A 14,147-nucleotide genomic window follows, 5' to 3' on the forward strand; every position below is an offset into this window, starting at 1 on the left:
TCATACACGTTCCGTACCACCCGGGTCCGCAGCAGCGGAGAAATGGAGGGAGGACGTGGCACCGGGCACCGCCACCACACCGAGGGCGAGGAGCTCGTCGAAGGCGCGTACCGCCCCGAGTTCACGCACCTGGACCTGGTAGCGCGGCGTCGTCCTATACAGACCCCCGGTTTCGTTGCTCACGACCAACAGGAACCCTTGGTCGGCAAGGAATTTCATCGCCTTCGTGATCATCGCGCGAGTAGTGTCCGGTGCCAGCCTTCCGTCTTTGGTCGCCGCTGTCTCCGGCTTTCTCGCGTAGACCCGCCAGGCCCGCTCCAGGTCGGGCGCGTCGTCCAAGGGGTCGTCATTGCTCTCCGCCTCCTTCGCCCGTTCGTCCAGCAGCCGACACGCCTCACGAACGACGCTGTCCACCTGTTCCACCGCGACGCGACCGACGTAGGAATCATTGGCGAGATCGTCGGAACGTGGAAAGGCCAATGCCGCGACCGCCATGTGGATGAGACCGTGGATCACCTTCTCCGCGCTGCGGCGGGCACCGATCGCGGTCCGCCGGGCGTACTCGTCCATCTTTATCTCGAAGACCGAATCTTCCTGTGCAGCAAGCACAGTCCCGGTCATCTGGCTGACGGCCAGAACGACGAGCCCCAGACCGGAGGCCACCGAATGCACCAGCGCCCGGAATTCGTCGTCGTCGCGATATCGGGAGACAAGCTCCGCGTAGACCGCATCCCGAGCCGGAATTTGCTTGGGACGCATCCCGAAAGCGACCAGTCGTGCCGCCGATCTGACGTCGCCGGTGATGGTCATGCGACCGCACCGTCATCGAGTCGATCCGAATCGACCCGAGCACACGCCACCAGCAGATCCGCCCCACCGAATTCCCTGTCACACAGGGTTGTTCCGTCATCGACGGACACGAGCAGATGCCGTTCCCCGTGCCGGACCGCAGTTCCGACCTCCGGACCGAACGCGTGCAGTGCCCGCAACACGACCAACGCGGGCAGATCCGGATCAATGCGGCGGGCCTGCTCCAGCAGACCGGATAGCCGACGCGGAACCTCCTCGAGCTCGAACAGCGCATCCGTGCAAAGCCATTGCTCTTCGGTATAGCGATCGGGATCGGGAGCAGGCATGAGATCGGGTTCGCTGATCTCCAATCCGAGGTCGTTGCGCTCTGGAGCGGGCACCAACAGCATCTCCACCAAGCCCACCAGACCCAGCACGCTCGGCAGCCGGATACCAGTACTCCCCCGAAAGAACGCGCCCACCGGGCCTACCGCGTCCGCAATCGGAAGTTCGAGGCTCGGCTTCAAGATCTGGCCGAAGAGATCCACGGCGGCGCGGCGAGGTGGCCCCGAAAACTGCTGGCGGTCCTGCTCGGAGCGGAAGGTCGCTCCAGCGTCCTGCAAGCGAGCTTCCAGTTGAGTGTGCCGCCGGACGCAGTCGGCAACGATATCGACCAGCTCCGCGGCCCGGCGCTTCCGTTCCGGATCCTCGGTGTCGTCGCGGGCCATGGTGATATTGCGCAGGATTGCCTGCTCCGCCCGGTATCTGTCGGCAATATGGGTCAGTGCCTCGTCGATGAGGTCCGGTGCCTGATGCAGCCAATCGACCGACCGCACATCTCGACGCGTGGCGTCGAGCATCCGACGCAACGTTTCCGCGTACTGAACCGTACGATACCGAGCCTGCTCGGCCGCCAGCCGGGCATCGGACAACCGCCCACGTCGAATCAGGTTCTCCAGCTTGACCTCCGCGGCAATCTGCGCGGACTCCACGTCGGTGTCCAGGGCTCCGACCAGAACGTTGATCGCCTCGTCCGTCGCGCGGAGGTAGACCTCCGCGTCCGGTCCGGCCAACTCGACGAGCAGCTTGAAATCGAATGCGCGTCGTTCGTATCCGCCGGAGCTACCGAATGTGCCGTACACCGCCCGAAACACTCGATCGGTGCCACCCACATTGATCAAATTGTCCAGCACCCAGCGAATCACCCGATCATGCTCGTCCGCGTGCCGGTCAGGTGCCTGTGCCTCGGCGAAAGGCCGCACCCGGCCCACGACCTCCTCGTGCCCTGCACCCCGATCGAAATCCATGGCGATCGTGACCTGATCGATGACGTGCAAGGCGATCTCCGCCATGTGGTACACCCCCGCGTCGGCCCAATCCAAGCGGCCCTTACGAGCATCCAGATCATGCAGTGGCGCGGTGCACGCCAAGGCTTTCAGGCGACGCGCCAGGCCATCGTCAACCGGCCCCATTCTCGGTCCGATCTCACCCCTCATATCGACGACCGTAGCGACCCAGCGTCCGGTGTGCTACCGCTTCGGATTGTTTGACACACAACGTATCCCACGTGCCATGCCAAGCCCGCCCCGACTGCCCTACAGCTGTTGCACCAACCGCTCGAGCAGATCCCGTAGTGGCCCGTTCTCGCCGCGTAGGGACATCATCGAGGTCCTGGCATTCTCGTCCGGATCCAGAGCGGACCAGTCGATCAACCACCCGGCCTCGCGGGCGAGCTGGCGGAAAAACGCCCGTTGCGCACGACCGTTGCCTTCCCGAAACGGATGAATCGCGTTGACCTCGGCCAGATAGTGGGTCAGCCTGGCGACGAACTCGATTCGATCCAAACCACGCAGAAACCTATCGGCCGCAAGCGCCTCGAAGACCGCCGCCGAATAGCTCTCGATATGACGCGGAAGGCAGAACGGATTGGACTTGGCAATTCCGACCACCCGGATCTCCCCAGCCCAGGGATACACGTCGCCGAAGACCTCGCGATGGAAGGCACACAGATGCTCCAGGTCGTAGCGGCCAGGCAACGGCCGAATACCGAGATCGGCCAGTGCGGCAAGGCTCAGATCCGCTTCCACCTGTCGCAACAATGCGGCATCGACGATCCCCAGGCGGTTACGCAATACGCCCGATTCCGGGTCGATGTACGGGTCAACCGTCATGCTGCGCCGTGCAGACTCCGGACCAACTCCCTCATCCGCGATGTACTGATCTCGCCTCGCGCCCACTGCGCCATGATCACTTCGGCAGCGGGGCTCGCCGACTCGCCTTCCGCCCGCACCGACGCAGCCGCTTGGGCCAAGGATCGCGACCGCTCCGCAGTGAGCTCCTCGAACACTTCGACAGGCACCATCACCGCCTCGGTCTTGCGATGAGACCCAACCCCCACAGGTCGGCTGTCACCTTTACGGAACCGCGCCAACAGACCCGAGAGCTGCTCCCGAGCTTCTCGCACCGACAAGGTTTCCATGAAAATAGTGTACCCAAATGTGTACACAATTGGCGACCGTTCAGCTGGACGATCCACGAGAGTTCCCGGGTGCCACCGCGTATTCTAGTGCCCATGAACACGAGCCTCGGGCTCGTGGACCGGGTTTGGGGGTTCAAGTCCCGCCTCGCGCACAACGAGCGGACAAGTCTCCGCGAACCCCTCCGGGGCGCCTACCCCCACGCTCCAACCCGGTTCCCCGGAACCGCCCATACCCACCCGCTATCGGTGGGCAACCCCCAATCGGCCACCCGCCCAGCCACTTTCACGAAGGCCGCTTCCCGCCCTCGCCCCCCCGAAACCCCCTCCCCTACCCCTCGAGCCCTTCCCCTCCCTCCTTGCCCGATTCGCCGTGGGCCGCCGCCAGGACGGCGAGAATGAACCGGACACTCGGAGTCGGATGAGGAAGTAATGACGATGGGTAAGTTCTCTCGCGAGGAACTCGAGCAGGGCCTCGAACACTATGGACAGGTCGTGAACGAATGTTCGGCCTCCGGTGCGTGGTCACCGTTCGCCGACCTGTTCACCGAAGACGTCGAATACATCGAGCACGCCTACGGCATCATGCAGGGCCGCGAAGCCGTCCGCCGCTGGATCGTCAACGTCATGAAACCCTTCCCCCACATGCGCTTCCCCCACGATTGGGTGGCCTTCGACGAACCCAACTCCGCCATCGTGCTGGGCATTCGCAACGTGCTCGACCACCCGACCGAACCCGGCGTCGAGTACGGGTTCCTCAATGTCAGCCGAATCGTCTACGCCGGCGACGGCCTGTTCTCCTCGGAGGAGGACGTCTACAACCCGGCCCGCGACGCACCCCGGGTGATCGCCGAATGGATCCAGGCCGGCGGCCGGATGCTCTGTGCGCCACAGGAAGAGATGAAACACGTCGTCATGGGCGGATGATCCGCGGCGGAGACGGGCGCCTCCGGTTCACTGCCGGGGCAGCCAGGTCGGCAGGCGTACGACCTCCGGATTGGGTTGCGGCCGTGCGTAGTACGGCTGCGTGGTGATCACGCGCAGGAGATCCTCGGCGCCCTGGACGGTGAAGCCGGAGACGAGGTAGTAGTCCGCGATTCCGGGCTGCAGGAACAAGGGGATCTCCTCGATCGAGCGGCCGGGCAGTACCACCGGGAGCAGTTTGCGCAGCCAGGTGCCGCGGTCGGTGTGCAGCCGGTCCATCATCACCGACATCTCCGACTGCAGGCCGCGATTGGTGCGGCTGTCGGCTCGGCCGTCCGCCGCACGGCGGCAGTCCGGTGAGGCGATGACGAGAACGAAATCGGCGGCGGTGATCTGGTCTATGGCCCACTGGAACCAGTTGCGCCGGAGTTCGAGATCCCAGCGATCGAGGTGGACGTCGAGGCCGCACTCGGTGGCGAGGAAGTCGCTGAAGCGCAGCACCGCGTCGATATGCGCGGGGTCGTCGTGCGCGTACGAGACGAAAACCCTTGGGCCACTCGATGTGTGGCCCGGAGCGTCGGAGATCGGCGCGGCCGCCCGTTGCGCGGTCTCGATCGCCGCGGCGCGATCGGCCGGTGCGGCGGCTTCCCGTTCGCTCCGACCGGTGTGCACGACCCGCGCATCCCGGCCCGACAGCGCCGAACCGGTCATATTGACGTTGCCGCCGATATTCACGGAGTGCTCATCCCGCTGCATGATGCCGCCTTTCCAGGAATCAACCGGTGTCGCAGGGTTTCCGGAGGCTAGGTACTGCCGGAGAACGACGAGGACGACGAGCTCACCGACGCGGACCCGCCACCCAGTGCGGAATGGGACATGTGCACATCGCCGCCGACCGAGACGCTGTTGTTGATGATCTGCTCGCTGCGGCGTTTCAGCTCGTCGGGGTCGATGTTCTTCTCCGAGAGAAACGTGACCAGTGTGTTGAAGATCCGCTTGTCGACGATCTTCATGACCATCTGCTCGTCCAGACTCTGGAAATAACGGTGATAACCGATCCGGCCCTGCGCGTCGTGGTACGCGGCGCTCTCCCGCGGACTGGCCAGCGCGCCATGGTGGAAGCGGGACAGTTCACGGATCTGACGCAGCTGCCTGCGATCCTTGCGCCAGCAGCGGAACCCGGTGAACAGGTAGTGGGAAACGCCGCCGAGGCAGCCCAGCAGCGTCGCCGGCAGTCGTACCCCGCAACGCAGCGCCAACCGTATTACCTCGCCCGCTGTCGGCCGGGCCAGCAGGTCGTCGATCGCGTAGTAGCCGTGGCTGAACGGCGGTAGCACCGTGTAGTTCGTCTCGACGAACAGCGAATCCTCGTTCCGCACCAGCCGGATGAAGGCCGACCACACCATTTCGCCTTCCCAGCAGGTGATCTCGACGGTGAGGTACGGGCGGGCCATGTCCTCCGGATTCGTCATCAGCAGGGCGAGGGTCGCCGCGTCCGTCCATGGCGTCGGGGCGCCGTTCGGGTCGGGCAGGAAGCGGCGATCGTTGTGCACGTCGGCGCCGTTGACCAGCAACCGATTACCGACGCTCAGGTCCGGGATGTCCAGCCGGGCAAGGTCGGCGGCCAGCCGGGTGTTCAATTCCACGGCGGTGAAGGGCACGATCGGCGCGGCGGGATCCTCCGGCTTGGTGGTATCGAGTGCCAGCGACCAGCCGGCCCGCAGCCAGCCGTGCCCGGCGAACGGGTTGTACCCGCGATAGACCGTCACATTGCCGGTGGCATAACCCGTTACATGGGCGATCTGATGCTGAGCCCGAATGGTCGGCGCCGGTGGCGGTGTGGCCGAGGCGAAGTTCTCCTTGCGCAGGCTCTGCGCGATGGTGCCCCAGAACGCGAAATAGGCCTCGGCGAAGACGGCCGCCCAGGCGATCACGGCGGCGAGCGCGATCAGCGGGAGCTGGCTCGGAAATCCGGCCGCCCCGATCAACGCCAGCACCAGGGTGCCGACCAGCACGCCATCGCGCGCCACCTGCCTGCGGTTGGCGGCCACGGCATGCAGGCAGACCGTCACCACGTCCACCGCCGGCGACATGGTGACGGCCAGCCGGGGTTCCTCGAGCACATTCTCGATCACGGCCCGCGCCATTTTGGTATCGAGATGCATTGCGATGCAGAGATATCGGGTCGCCGCGGAAGTGCGCGGCGAAGAATGCGCTTTGAGCGGCGCGGGTGCGCGCGGCGCAGTGGGCACGGGTGCGCGCGCGACGGCCGGGGCGGCAATCGGGGCGGCGATCGCGGATTTCGCCGGGGAACCGTTGGGATTGGTTTTCCAGGTCGGCATCTCCCCTCCAATGTCACGAATTACTTTGTGGTTCTGTCTGTTCCGGTATCAGCACGCGCTCGGTGGAGTGATCGAAGCGGAGTGGTAGATCAAATATGCTGACGCGGATCCGCCGAGGGTGTACAGCAGATCCCAATTCGTGCAGGTCTCCCATTCCGACCCGCTCGGCCCCATACCGGCCGCCTGTGTGCTCTGGAAGGTGACCCGGACCGTGGTCGCGGTCAGCGACACATCGCTCGGGTTGATACCTATCACCTCGATATTGCGATCCGAGGTGGTGGAATCGGCGCTGGCGAACTTGGCCCGATTCTGCGGATCGTTGGGGTTGAACGACCCGGACGGGTCCATGACCCCCAGCGCCCTGTCGTAGTCGTGGTCGTCGATGCCGCCGAAGTACGTGTTCAGCATGGTGGCCACCGCGGCCGCCCGCGGGTCGTAGCCGAGCGCGGACGCGATGCCGACGATGCCGACCTGAGTCACCGGAGCCGCGGTCGAGGTCGTGGCGGCGGAGGTCTCCGTCGCCGGCGTGGCCGAGGTGGTATCGGACGACGCGCTGGGATGGTGCGCGGCATGTGAACCGACCACTGCCAGTACCACTATCAGCGCGATGATCACGACGACGGCGAAGCCGAGCATGACGCTCTTCGCAGCCCCGGAGGACTGCCCGGTGCCCACGCCGACCTGCTGCGCCACGCCCGGCGGCGGCCCGACCGGCGGGACCGGTACCGCGGCCACCACGGTAGGTCGTGCGGCACTGAGCATTTCGGCCCACCACCCCGGGCTCGGCCGCCGCTCCGGCTCGGGCGAGAGGCTGGCCCGGGCGAGATCGCCCAGGGCAGCGGAGATCGCGGCGAGCGCCGTCGGATCGGCCGAGGTCTGGCTGCGGTCGAACAGCCGGACGGCCAGCAGCCCGAATTTGTAGACGTCCCCGAACGCGGTCGCCTTGTCCTCACCGGAAGGCAGTTGCCAGTCGGGTGTTTCGGCCTGTGGCAGCACGCTGGCGCCGCGCAGTCGCATGGCATCGCAGTCGAGCAGAAAGCAGGCGGCCTCCGGCACCGTGCTGAACAGCAGGTTCTTCGGCGACAGATCACCGATGACGATGCCGAGGCGGTGCAATCGGGTGAGGGTGCCGGCCAGTTCGATCAGCAGCGCCAGCCGGTCCGCATCGGTGAGGGTCAAACCGATTCCGGCGCTGTAGGTGTCGTCGTTGAGCAGGTATTCGAAGTTCGTCAGCCGCCGGGTGGACGTGCCGGTGCCGGACAGGCTCCGCAGGTCGAAGCGGAATCGCTCGGGTACGGCCCGCATCAGGAATCCGCAGACCCGGCCCTCGCGTTCGACGAGGGCGGCGGGCCACGCGGCGCGCTCGCACAGCCATTCGCCCTCGGTCGCGGTCAGCTCGAACAGCATGGTGACCATTGCGGCCAGTGCGGTGGTATCCAGCTGTGGCTGGAGCGCGGCATCGTATTCCTTGAAGACCACCTGCCAGCCGGGCCCGTTGCCGACGGTGATCTTCCGGTTGGTCACTTCGTGGACGACGCCCTGGCCGCCCTGTCCGATGCGCCGGCCCAGTACCAGCGCGGCGTGGTCGACGGTGTACGGCGTCACCGAGGTCATCGATCACCTCGCGGAATTACGCGGCCAGATGGCCAGGAGCGTGCGGTCGTCGTCGAAGGTGGCACGGGAGAAGTCCAGGACGTGCGCGAGCCAGGCAGGCGGCGGGGGTGATCCGAGCTCGCGGGCGAACAGCTCGCCGATCCGGCCGTCGCCGTCGCCCAGCGGGAGCCCGAATCCGTCGGTGCCCGCCAGCAGGACCTGCGACGGGCGCAGTTGCAGGCCGACCCGTTCCATGTGCTCCGGCTGGTACGGCAGCGGAGTGACGCTGGTGGACACCACATCTGCTTGGTCGGCGGCCCCGAACAGGTCGTAGTACCGGCCGTTCGCACGGTCCAGCACCCAGGCGCCGGAATCCCCGATCCGGCACAGTTCGGCCACCGGACCGCCCGCGGCCGGCCGAATGATGCCCGCTACCAGCGTGGTTGCGTACAGATCGGCGATCTCTCCGAGGGAGGGCTGCGGGCGGCGCAGCCACCAGCGCGTCAGTTTGCCCAGTCGCGCGGTGCATTGTGCGGCCAGGCCCGCGAGGTCGGCCCAGCCCGGGTCCCGGTACAGCCCGTCCAGCATGCGGTTGACGGCGACCTCGCAGGCTACCAGCGCGCCGCGGTGGGCGAGCGTGGCACGGGATACGCCGTCCGCGACCGCGAAAACGATGGTGCCGCTGGCGGCGTCGACCGCGGCGCGCGCCGAATCCTGGCGTGGCTGGCTGTGATAGCGATGCCGGGCGCCGCGGACGGAGGCGTAGCGCATGGTCAGGTCGGCGGTGGACCAGCCGTCGCATTCGGTGTCCGGGAAGTCGAAGAAATCGGGACCGGCCGGGGGCCGGGCTTCGAACGCGGGGCCGGCTTCGTCGACCGCGATCCGCCGCCACGGCCGCGGCGCGGGTCCGGTTGCGGCGTGCGGGGTTCCGGGTCGCGGCGCCATCGCTAGCCGACCTCGTCGATCGCCATGGTGAACTGGTCCGGCCGATTGACCACCAGGGTCGGCGTATCGGAATTCAGTGCGACGCTGGAGGCGACCAGGCTGGCGGTCAGGGCGTGGAAGAATTCCGAGATCGCCTGGCCGATATCGACCCCCGGCCTGGCGATGAACGCGAATTCGTTCCGGGTGGCCACCTCGATCATGGTCGTGGGTTCGGCATCGCCGACTCCGCACGCGATGATATTGGGCGCGACGGGTGTCCGGGATCGGTCCGTCAGCAGACTGTGCGGTCCGCGCCAGGCTCCGCCGTCGGTCGGCTGTCCGTCGCTGAGCATGAACACGACCGGCCGATGCACCCGATAGCCCTCACCCCGCAGCCATTGGACATCCTCCGGTATGCGCTGTAGCAGGTCGTCGAATACCGCGCGATAGTCGGTCAATCCGCGAATGATCACTTGCGGCAGCGCGAACGGCGCACGCATATCCGCGATGGCGAGGCGAACCTGAACATCGTCGGAGAATCCGAGAATTGCGAGCCGCAGCTTGGCGGCGATCATCGGTTCCGCCCGCAGCCCTTCACACAGTGAGACCAGCCCGTTATATAAATCATTGCGATACGGACTCATCGAGCCCGACTCGTCGGCCAGCACATAGGCAGGCAGCAGCACGCCCCTGATTTCTGGCACGATATCCCCCTTCTCCAGTTCCCCGATGGAGCCGCGTCTGCCCGGAGGCCCTCTGGGATGGATACCTATACGGTAAGCCCGCTATCCGAGCTTGCACCCGTGAATTCAGTATCGGAATGATCGCGAATGATGTTGGTTTGCAAAGTTATTCAAATCATCGAATGCCGAACAATTGATCATCGAATTCGACGGATTTCCCGGACCGCCGTGCGCGAGCAGCCGGACGCCGCCACCCCCGGGTGGGGTGACGGCGTCCGGCCTCGTTCTCGCCCTGCGTGTTCGGCCTCAGCCGGGGGTGGCCGCGGGCCTGAGTTGCGCGGCCAAAGCCTCGGTGGTGGCCGGGTATCGGTCGAGTAGTGCGGTCACCGCACCGTTATCGGGAGTGCCTGCTTCCTGCCAGCTGCCTTCGACGCCGAGCAGGGTGGCGAGGGCATCGCAAGCGGCCGGGTGGGCCGCCAGGAGGTCGGTGACCGGGCCGCGGGGTGCGGTGGCCACCGGGATTGCGGGCGTGGTGGATTCGGCGGACCAGGGTGGAACGAAGGCATCCACGGCCGGGAGGGCGCCGGGGAAGGTGCGGCCCGCCTCGCGGACCAGGCCGGGAATCAGGTCCCCGGCCTGGTCGCGCAGGGTGGTGATGAGTTTCGGTAGCCACGGCAGCAGGACGATGTCCGGCAGGGTTCCGAAGGCCTTCGACAGGAGTTCCACCACAAACGGTTTCAAGGCCGGCGCCGGGTCGATGGCCTGGACGAAACCGCTGACGTACTGCGGGACCGTCGGCAGGACCAAGGGATTCGCCAGCATGGCGTCGCAGCGATCGCGCAGGTCGGCCATGGTCAGCAGGCCCAGCTGGAAGCGCGCCGCCCAGAGCAGCGCCACCTTGGCCGGGCTCTCCGGATGGGATTGCAGGACCGCGAGTTCCAGCTGGGTGTGGTCACAGCCCAGCGAGAGCGCGAGGTTCTCCATGCCGAAAAGGAAGCCGAGCATGGCGGCCACCTGAGCGGGAGCGGTTTCGTCCGCGGTGAAGGCGGTGGGCAGCAGGGTGCAGTAGTGGGCATAGCCCGCTGTCACGAAGCGGCCGCACCAAGCGGGCAGGCCGCCCTCGGTGGAGCGGAAGTAGTTGAGCAGCAGGCGGATCTGCCGGAGCACGGCGGGCGCGCCGTCCACCGTGCGCTCGGCGGCCAGCAGTTCGACCGCGCGATTGCCGAGTTCGTCTGCCAGGCGGGCGGACCCGAGGTAGACCAGCGCGTCCTCGACGGCCGACAGCGCAACGGCCGCCGTCGCGTCGGAGGCGTTCACGGCGCGGCGCAGGCGTTGTTCGAGGACCTGTTCCACCGAGACGCCCTCGTAGCCCAGCTCCACCAGCGAGCGCTGGTACTTGCCGAGCCTGAGGTCCCAGCTCTCCTGGATGGAGGATTCGCCGAGCCCGCGAGAGCCCATGATGGGGCGAATGGCCTCCTGCGGCAGCAGCTTCCGCAGCAGCCAGAGCAGTTCCGAGCAGGGCCGCAGCTCCGGATTCGACTTCAGGTCCAGGAGGGCGCGCTGCTGGGCCGTCCTGGACAGGTCCAGGCCGAGCGGTTGCAGACGATCGAGGACGTCACGGGCCAGCGGCGGCAGTGCCTCGTAGCCGACCTGACCGATGCGGTCGCCGCCGAGCAGGATCTCGCAGAGCCGGCGGACATCGCGGCGGCCGGGAACCTTGTCCTTTTCGATGCAGGTGACCGCGGCATCCTGGAAGTCGTACGGCGTCGGACGGGCACGATTGCGCATGCCCGCCAGCAGGATCGAGGTCTCGAAGACCGCGATGGCGTCGGCGGTGCTGGCCAGATAGCCGTTGCGCCGGGCCAAACGGACGATATCAACCGACCAGTCCAGGAGCTCGGCCTCATCCAACGGATCCAGGGCCGGTGGCCGGGACAAGAACATCGACAGCTGGTCAGCGACCGCCGCCTCCGGCCGAGCCGATTCCTCCGGTGACCGTCCTGCAACGGATTCAGCCTTCACCGCATCGGATCCAAGCCCAGCTGTAGCTGATTTCGGCTTGGCCGCGCCAGATTTCGACCCAGCTGCCGCGGATTTCGACCTGCCCGCAGCGGACTTCGGCTGGACCGCGCCGGCGGTATTCTCGGCAACCGCCTTCGCGCCCTGCTGACCGGTCAGCTGGAATGACCGCAACTTGCCGCGCCGCAATCCTTTCGACCAGGTGGCCGCCGCGATGGAGACCGTGCCGCCGGCCAGCCCGAACTGCGCCTCGATGGCGGAGTGGCTGGACGGAATCAGCCCGTACTGCCATTTGGTCGCCGAGCGGGGCGTGATCTCGAATGGCACGTCGCCGTCCAGCCCGAACTGCGCCACCCGGCTGGCGGCGTGCGCCGCGCCGCACACGTACAGCGCGCGGGCCGGATCGATCCCCGTGGTGGTCAGGTGCTCGCGCATACGCGTCCACATGTACCGCTCGCGGTTCTCGTCCTCGGTGAGGCTGCCGCGCCGGAGCCGACGGAAGAGGCTGCCGATCATCACCATGACCTGGCGGTAGGTGTCGTAGTCGGCGCCGGCCAAGGGCTGTTCGACGTACTGGTCCCACCATTCCGACCAGTGCCGGACCTTGCCGTGGTGCAGTAGGTACTCCTCCAGCTCGGCGAAACGCGGCCGCAGGTCGCCGATCTCGATGCCGACGGCGTCACCGTGTAGGCCGTCGCCGCTGGGTTCGCCTGTCTCCGAACCGGATTCGGCCGCGTCCTCGGGCGCCGCCTCATCCTTGGGCGCCCACTGGAACACGTGGTCGGTGGAGCGATCCACCAGCACCAGTTCCACACCCGGCGTTTCGAGCGCGTAGGCGATGGCCTGATACTCGGCCGAGGACTCGGTGATCGGCGCGACGATGGACAGCGGCGCCCACTCGGCGGGGAACTCACCGATCTCGGTGGCGAAGGCCTGCAATGCCACCGGGAGTTTGCAGTTGCGCAGCTCGTCCAGGAGCGGGCGCAGGTCCTCGCACAGTTCCAGATAAATGACGGCGGGCTGCTTTTCGCGCAGCCGCCGCACCATCGCCAGCCCGGAGGCCGGCGAATGGTGGCAGACCGGGAAGATCTCCAGCTGCTCGGACAGGGCGCGGTCGACATCGTCGACCATGCCCGCGAGGACGTCGCCCGTCGCACCGGCCGCGCCCGCGAAGGTCGCGGCCGCGGTCACCAGCTGATCCCGCAGCGCGGTGAAGGTGCTCGACGGCTGCCGGACAGGGGCGTTCGGCCGCGCGGATGCCTCGGTCACGACAGTCTCGCGATCGCCGCCCGGCCGCCCTCGAGGAACTCGCCCCACGCGCCGCCCTTTTCACTCGAAGCCTCGGCCTTGCTGCGCGGCTCGACCACGCCGTGCAGGTATTTGTTCAGGATGGCGAGATCCTCGGGCGTGCGCCGGGCCAGCGACCCGACCAGTGAGCCGGCCAAGGTCTCCGCCTCGAGTTCCCGCTCGCCGAAGAACTGGCTGTGCAGGATCGCGTCCTCCAGCACGCCGATCTGCTCCGCCGTGGACAGCGCCGATTCCAGTTTGCCGTCGTCATTGGTGGCGGCCGCCGCGGCGGCACGCAGATCGGCGAAGCTGTCCAGCAGGATGTCCAGCAGCGTGGGCGGCAATTCCAGCTCGATCGAATGCCGGCGCAGCAGCTCGGTGGTTCGGAAGCGCACGATCTCGGCCTCGCTGCGCTTGTTCGCCACGATCGGGATGCGCACGAAGTTGAACCGCCGCTTGAGCGCCGAGGACAGATCGTTCACGCCGCGGTCGCGGCTGTTGGCGGTGGCGATGATGGAGAAGCCCGGCTGCGCGAACACCACATTGTCATCGTCGAGTTCCGGGATGGACACATACTTCTCGGACAGGATCGAGATGAGCGCGTCCTGCACATCGCTGGTGGAGCGGGTGAGCTCCTCGAAGCGCCCGATCACGCCTTGTTCCATGGCGGTCATGATGGGCGAGGGGATCATCGATTCCCGCGACTGTCCCTTGGCGATGACCATGGAGATGTTCCACGAATACTTGATGTGATCCTCGGTGGTGCCGGCGGTGCCCTGCACCACCAGCGTGGAGTTGCGGCTGATGGCCGCCGACAGCAGCTCGGCCAGCCAGCTCTTGCCGGTACCCGGATCACCGATCAGCAGCAGTCCGCGGTCCGACGCCAGGGTGACAATGCTGCGCTCCACGAAACTGCGGTCGCCGAACCACTTCTGCTCGACCTCACGATCCAGCCCGTCGGCGCGTTCGGAGCCGAGAATGAACAGCCGCACCATCTTCGGGCTCAGCCGCCACGCGAACGGCTTGGGGCCGTCGTCGATGGATTCCAGCCAATCCAGTTCCGCCGCGTACTTGACCTCGGCGGGGGCGCGCAAAACGTCGCTCATGGGA

Annotated in this window: 12 protein-coding genes; 1 reads left to right on the plus strand and 11 read right to left on the minus strand. The window is 66.7% G+C overall.

What is annotated here, in order from left to right:
- From ACH438_RS29225 to ACH438_RS29240, 4 genes are all read right to left on the minus strand, one after another.
- A complete protein-coding gene (locus ACH438_RS29225; RefSeq protein WP_397010904.1) occupies window positions 1-810 on the minus strand; it encodes a hypothetical protein in 810 nt (269 codons plus the stop codon).
- On the minus strand, window positions 807-2,285 hold the full coding sequence (locus tag ACH438_RS29230; protein WP_397010906.1) for a hypothetical protein: 1,479 nt from the start codon (window positions 2,283-2,285) through the stop codon (window positions 807-809). The genes ACH438_RS29225 and ACH438_RS29230 overlap by 4 nt, the downstream gene beginning before the upstream one ends.
- Window positions 2,286-2,384: 99 nt before the next feature.
- Window positions 2,385-3,026: a Fic/DOC family protein gene (locus tag ACH438_RS29235; protein ID WP_397010908.1), complete on the minus strand. Its 642-nt coding sequence runs from the start codon at window positions 3,024-3,026 to the stop codon at window positions 2,385-2,387.
- The gene (locus tag ACH438_RS29240; protein WP_397010910.1) at window positions 2,957-3,268 is read right to left on the minus strand and encodes a hypothetical protein; all 312 of its coding nucleotides are present in this window, start codon (window positions 3,266-3,268) and stop codon (window positions 2,957-2,959) included. The genes ACH438_RS29235 and ACH438_RS29240 overlap by 70 nt, the downstream gene beginning before the upstream one ends.
- 435 nt (window positions 3,269-3,703) lie before the next feature.
- On the opposite strand from ACH438_RS29240, the gene ACH438_RS29245 reads away from it, so the two are divergent.
- On the plus strand, window positions 3,704-4,192 hold the full coding sequence (locus ACH438_RS29245; protein WP_397010912.1) for a nuclear transport factor 2 family protein: 489 nt from the start codon (window positions 3,704-3,706) through the stop codon (window positions 4,190-4,192).
- Between the two features lie 27 nt (window positions 4,193-4,219).
- Here the strand turns inward: ACH438_RS29245 and ACH438_RS29250 are convergent, their stop codons facing one another.
- The 7 genes from ACH438_RS29250 to ACH438_RS29280 all read right to left on the minus strand — a co-directional run bounded on the left by ACH438_RS29250 (window position 4,220) and on the right by ACH438_RS29280 (window position 14,143).
- Window positions 4,220-4,945 carry an SEFIR domain-containing protein gene (locus ACH438_RS29250; RefSeq protein ID WP_397010914.1) on the minus strand — a complete coding sequence of 242 codons (726 nt, stop codon included), beginning with the start codon at window positions 4,943-4,945 and terminating at the stop codon, window positions 4,220-4,222.
- 47 nt (window positions 4,946-4,992) lie between these two features.
- A complete protein-coding gene (locus tag ACH438_RS29255; protein ID WP_397010916.1) occupies window positions 4,993-6,531 on the minus strand; it encodes a hypothetical protein in 1,539 nt (512 codons plus the stop codon).
- A gap of 48 nt (window positions 6,532-6,579) precedes the next feature.
- Window positions 6,580-8,145, minus strand: coding sequence for a hypothetical protein (locus ACH438_RS29260; protein WP_397010918.1), 1,566 nt, complete (start codon window positions 8,143-8,145; stop codon window positions 6,580-6,582).
- Window positions 8,146-8,148: 3 nt separating this feature from the next.
- The gene (locus ACH438_RS29265; RefSeq protein WP_397010920.1) at window positions 8,149-9,069 is read right to left on the minus strand and encodes a protein phosphatase 2C domain-containing protein; all 921 of its coding nucleotides are present in this window, start codon (window positions 9,067-9,069) and stop codon (window positions 8,149-8,151) included.
- 2 nt (window positions 9,070-9,071) lie between these two features.
- Window positions 9,072-9,752: a hypothetical protein gene (locus tag ACH438_RS29270; RefSeq protein WP_397010922.1), complete on the minus strand. Its 681-nt coding sequence runs from the start codon at window positions 9,750-9,752 to the stop codon at window positions 9,072-9,074.
- Window positions 9,753-10,037: 285 nt separating this feature from the next.
- The gene (locus ACH438_RS29275) at window positions 10,038-13,019 is read right to left on the minus strand and encodes a hypothetical protein (RefSeq protein ID WP_397010924.1); all 2,982 of its coding nucleotides are present in this window, start codon (window positions 13,017-13,019) and stop codon (window positions 10,038-10,040) included.
- Window positions 13,016-14,143 carry an AAA family ATPase gene (locus ACH438_RS29280; RefSeq protein ID WP_397010926.1) on the minus strand — a complete coding sequence of 376 codons (1,128 nt, stop codon included), beginning with the start codon at window positions 14,141-14,143 and terminating at the stop codon, window positions 13,016-13,018. The genes ACH438_RS29275 and ACH438_RS29280 overlap by 4 nt, the downstream gene beginning before the upstream one ends.
- Between the last annotated feature and the right edge of the window lie 4 nt (window positions 14,144-14,147).

This window comes from Nocardia sp. NPDC020380 (assembly GCF_044386975.1).
In the GTDB taxonomy this organism is placed as follows: Bacteria; Actinomycetota; Actinomycetes; order Mycobacteriales; family Mycobacteriaceae; genus Nocardia.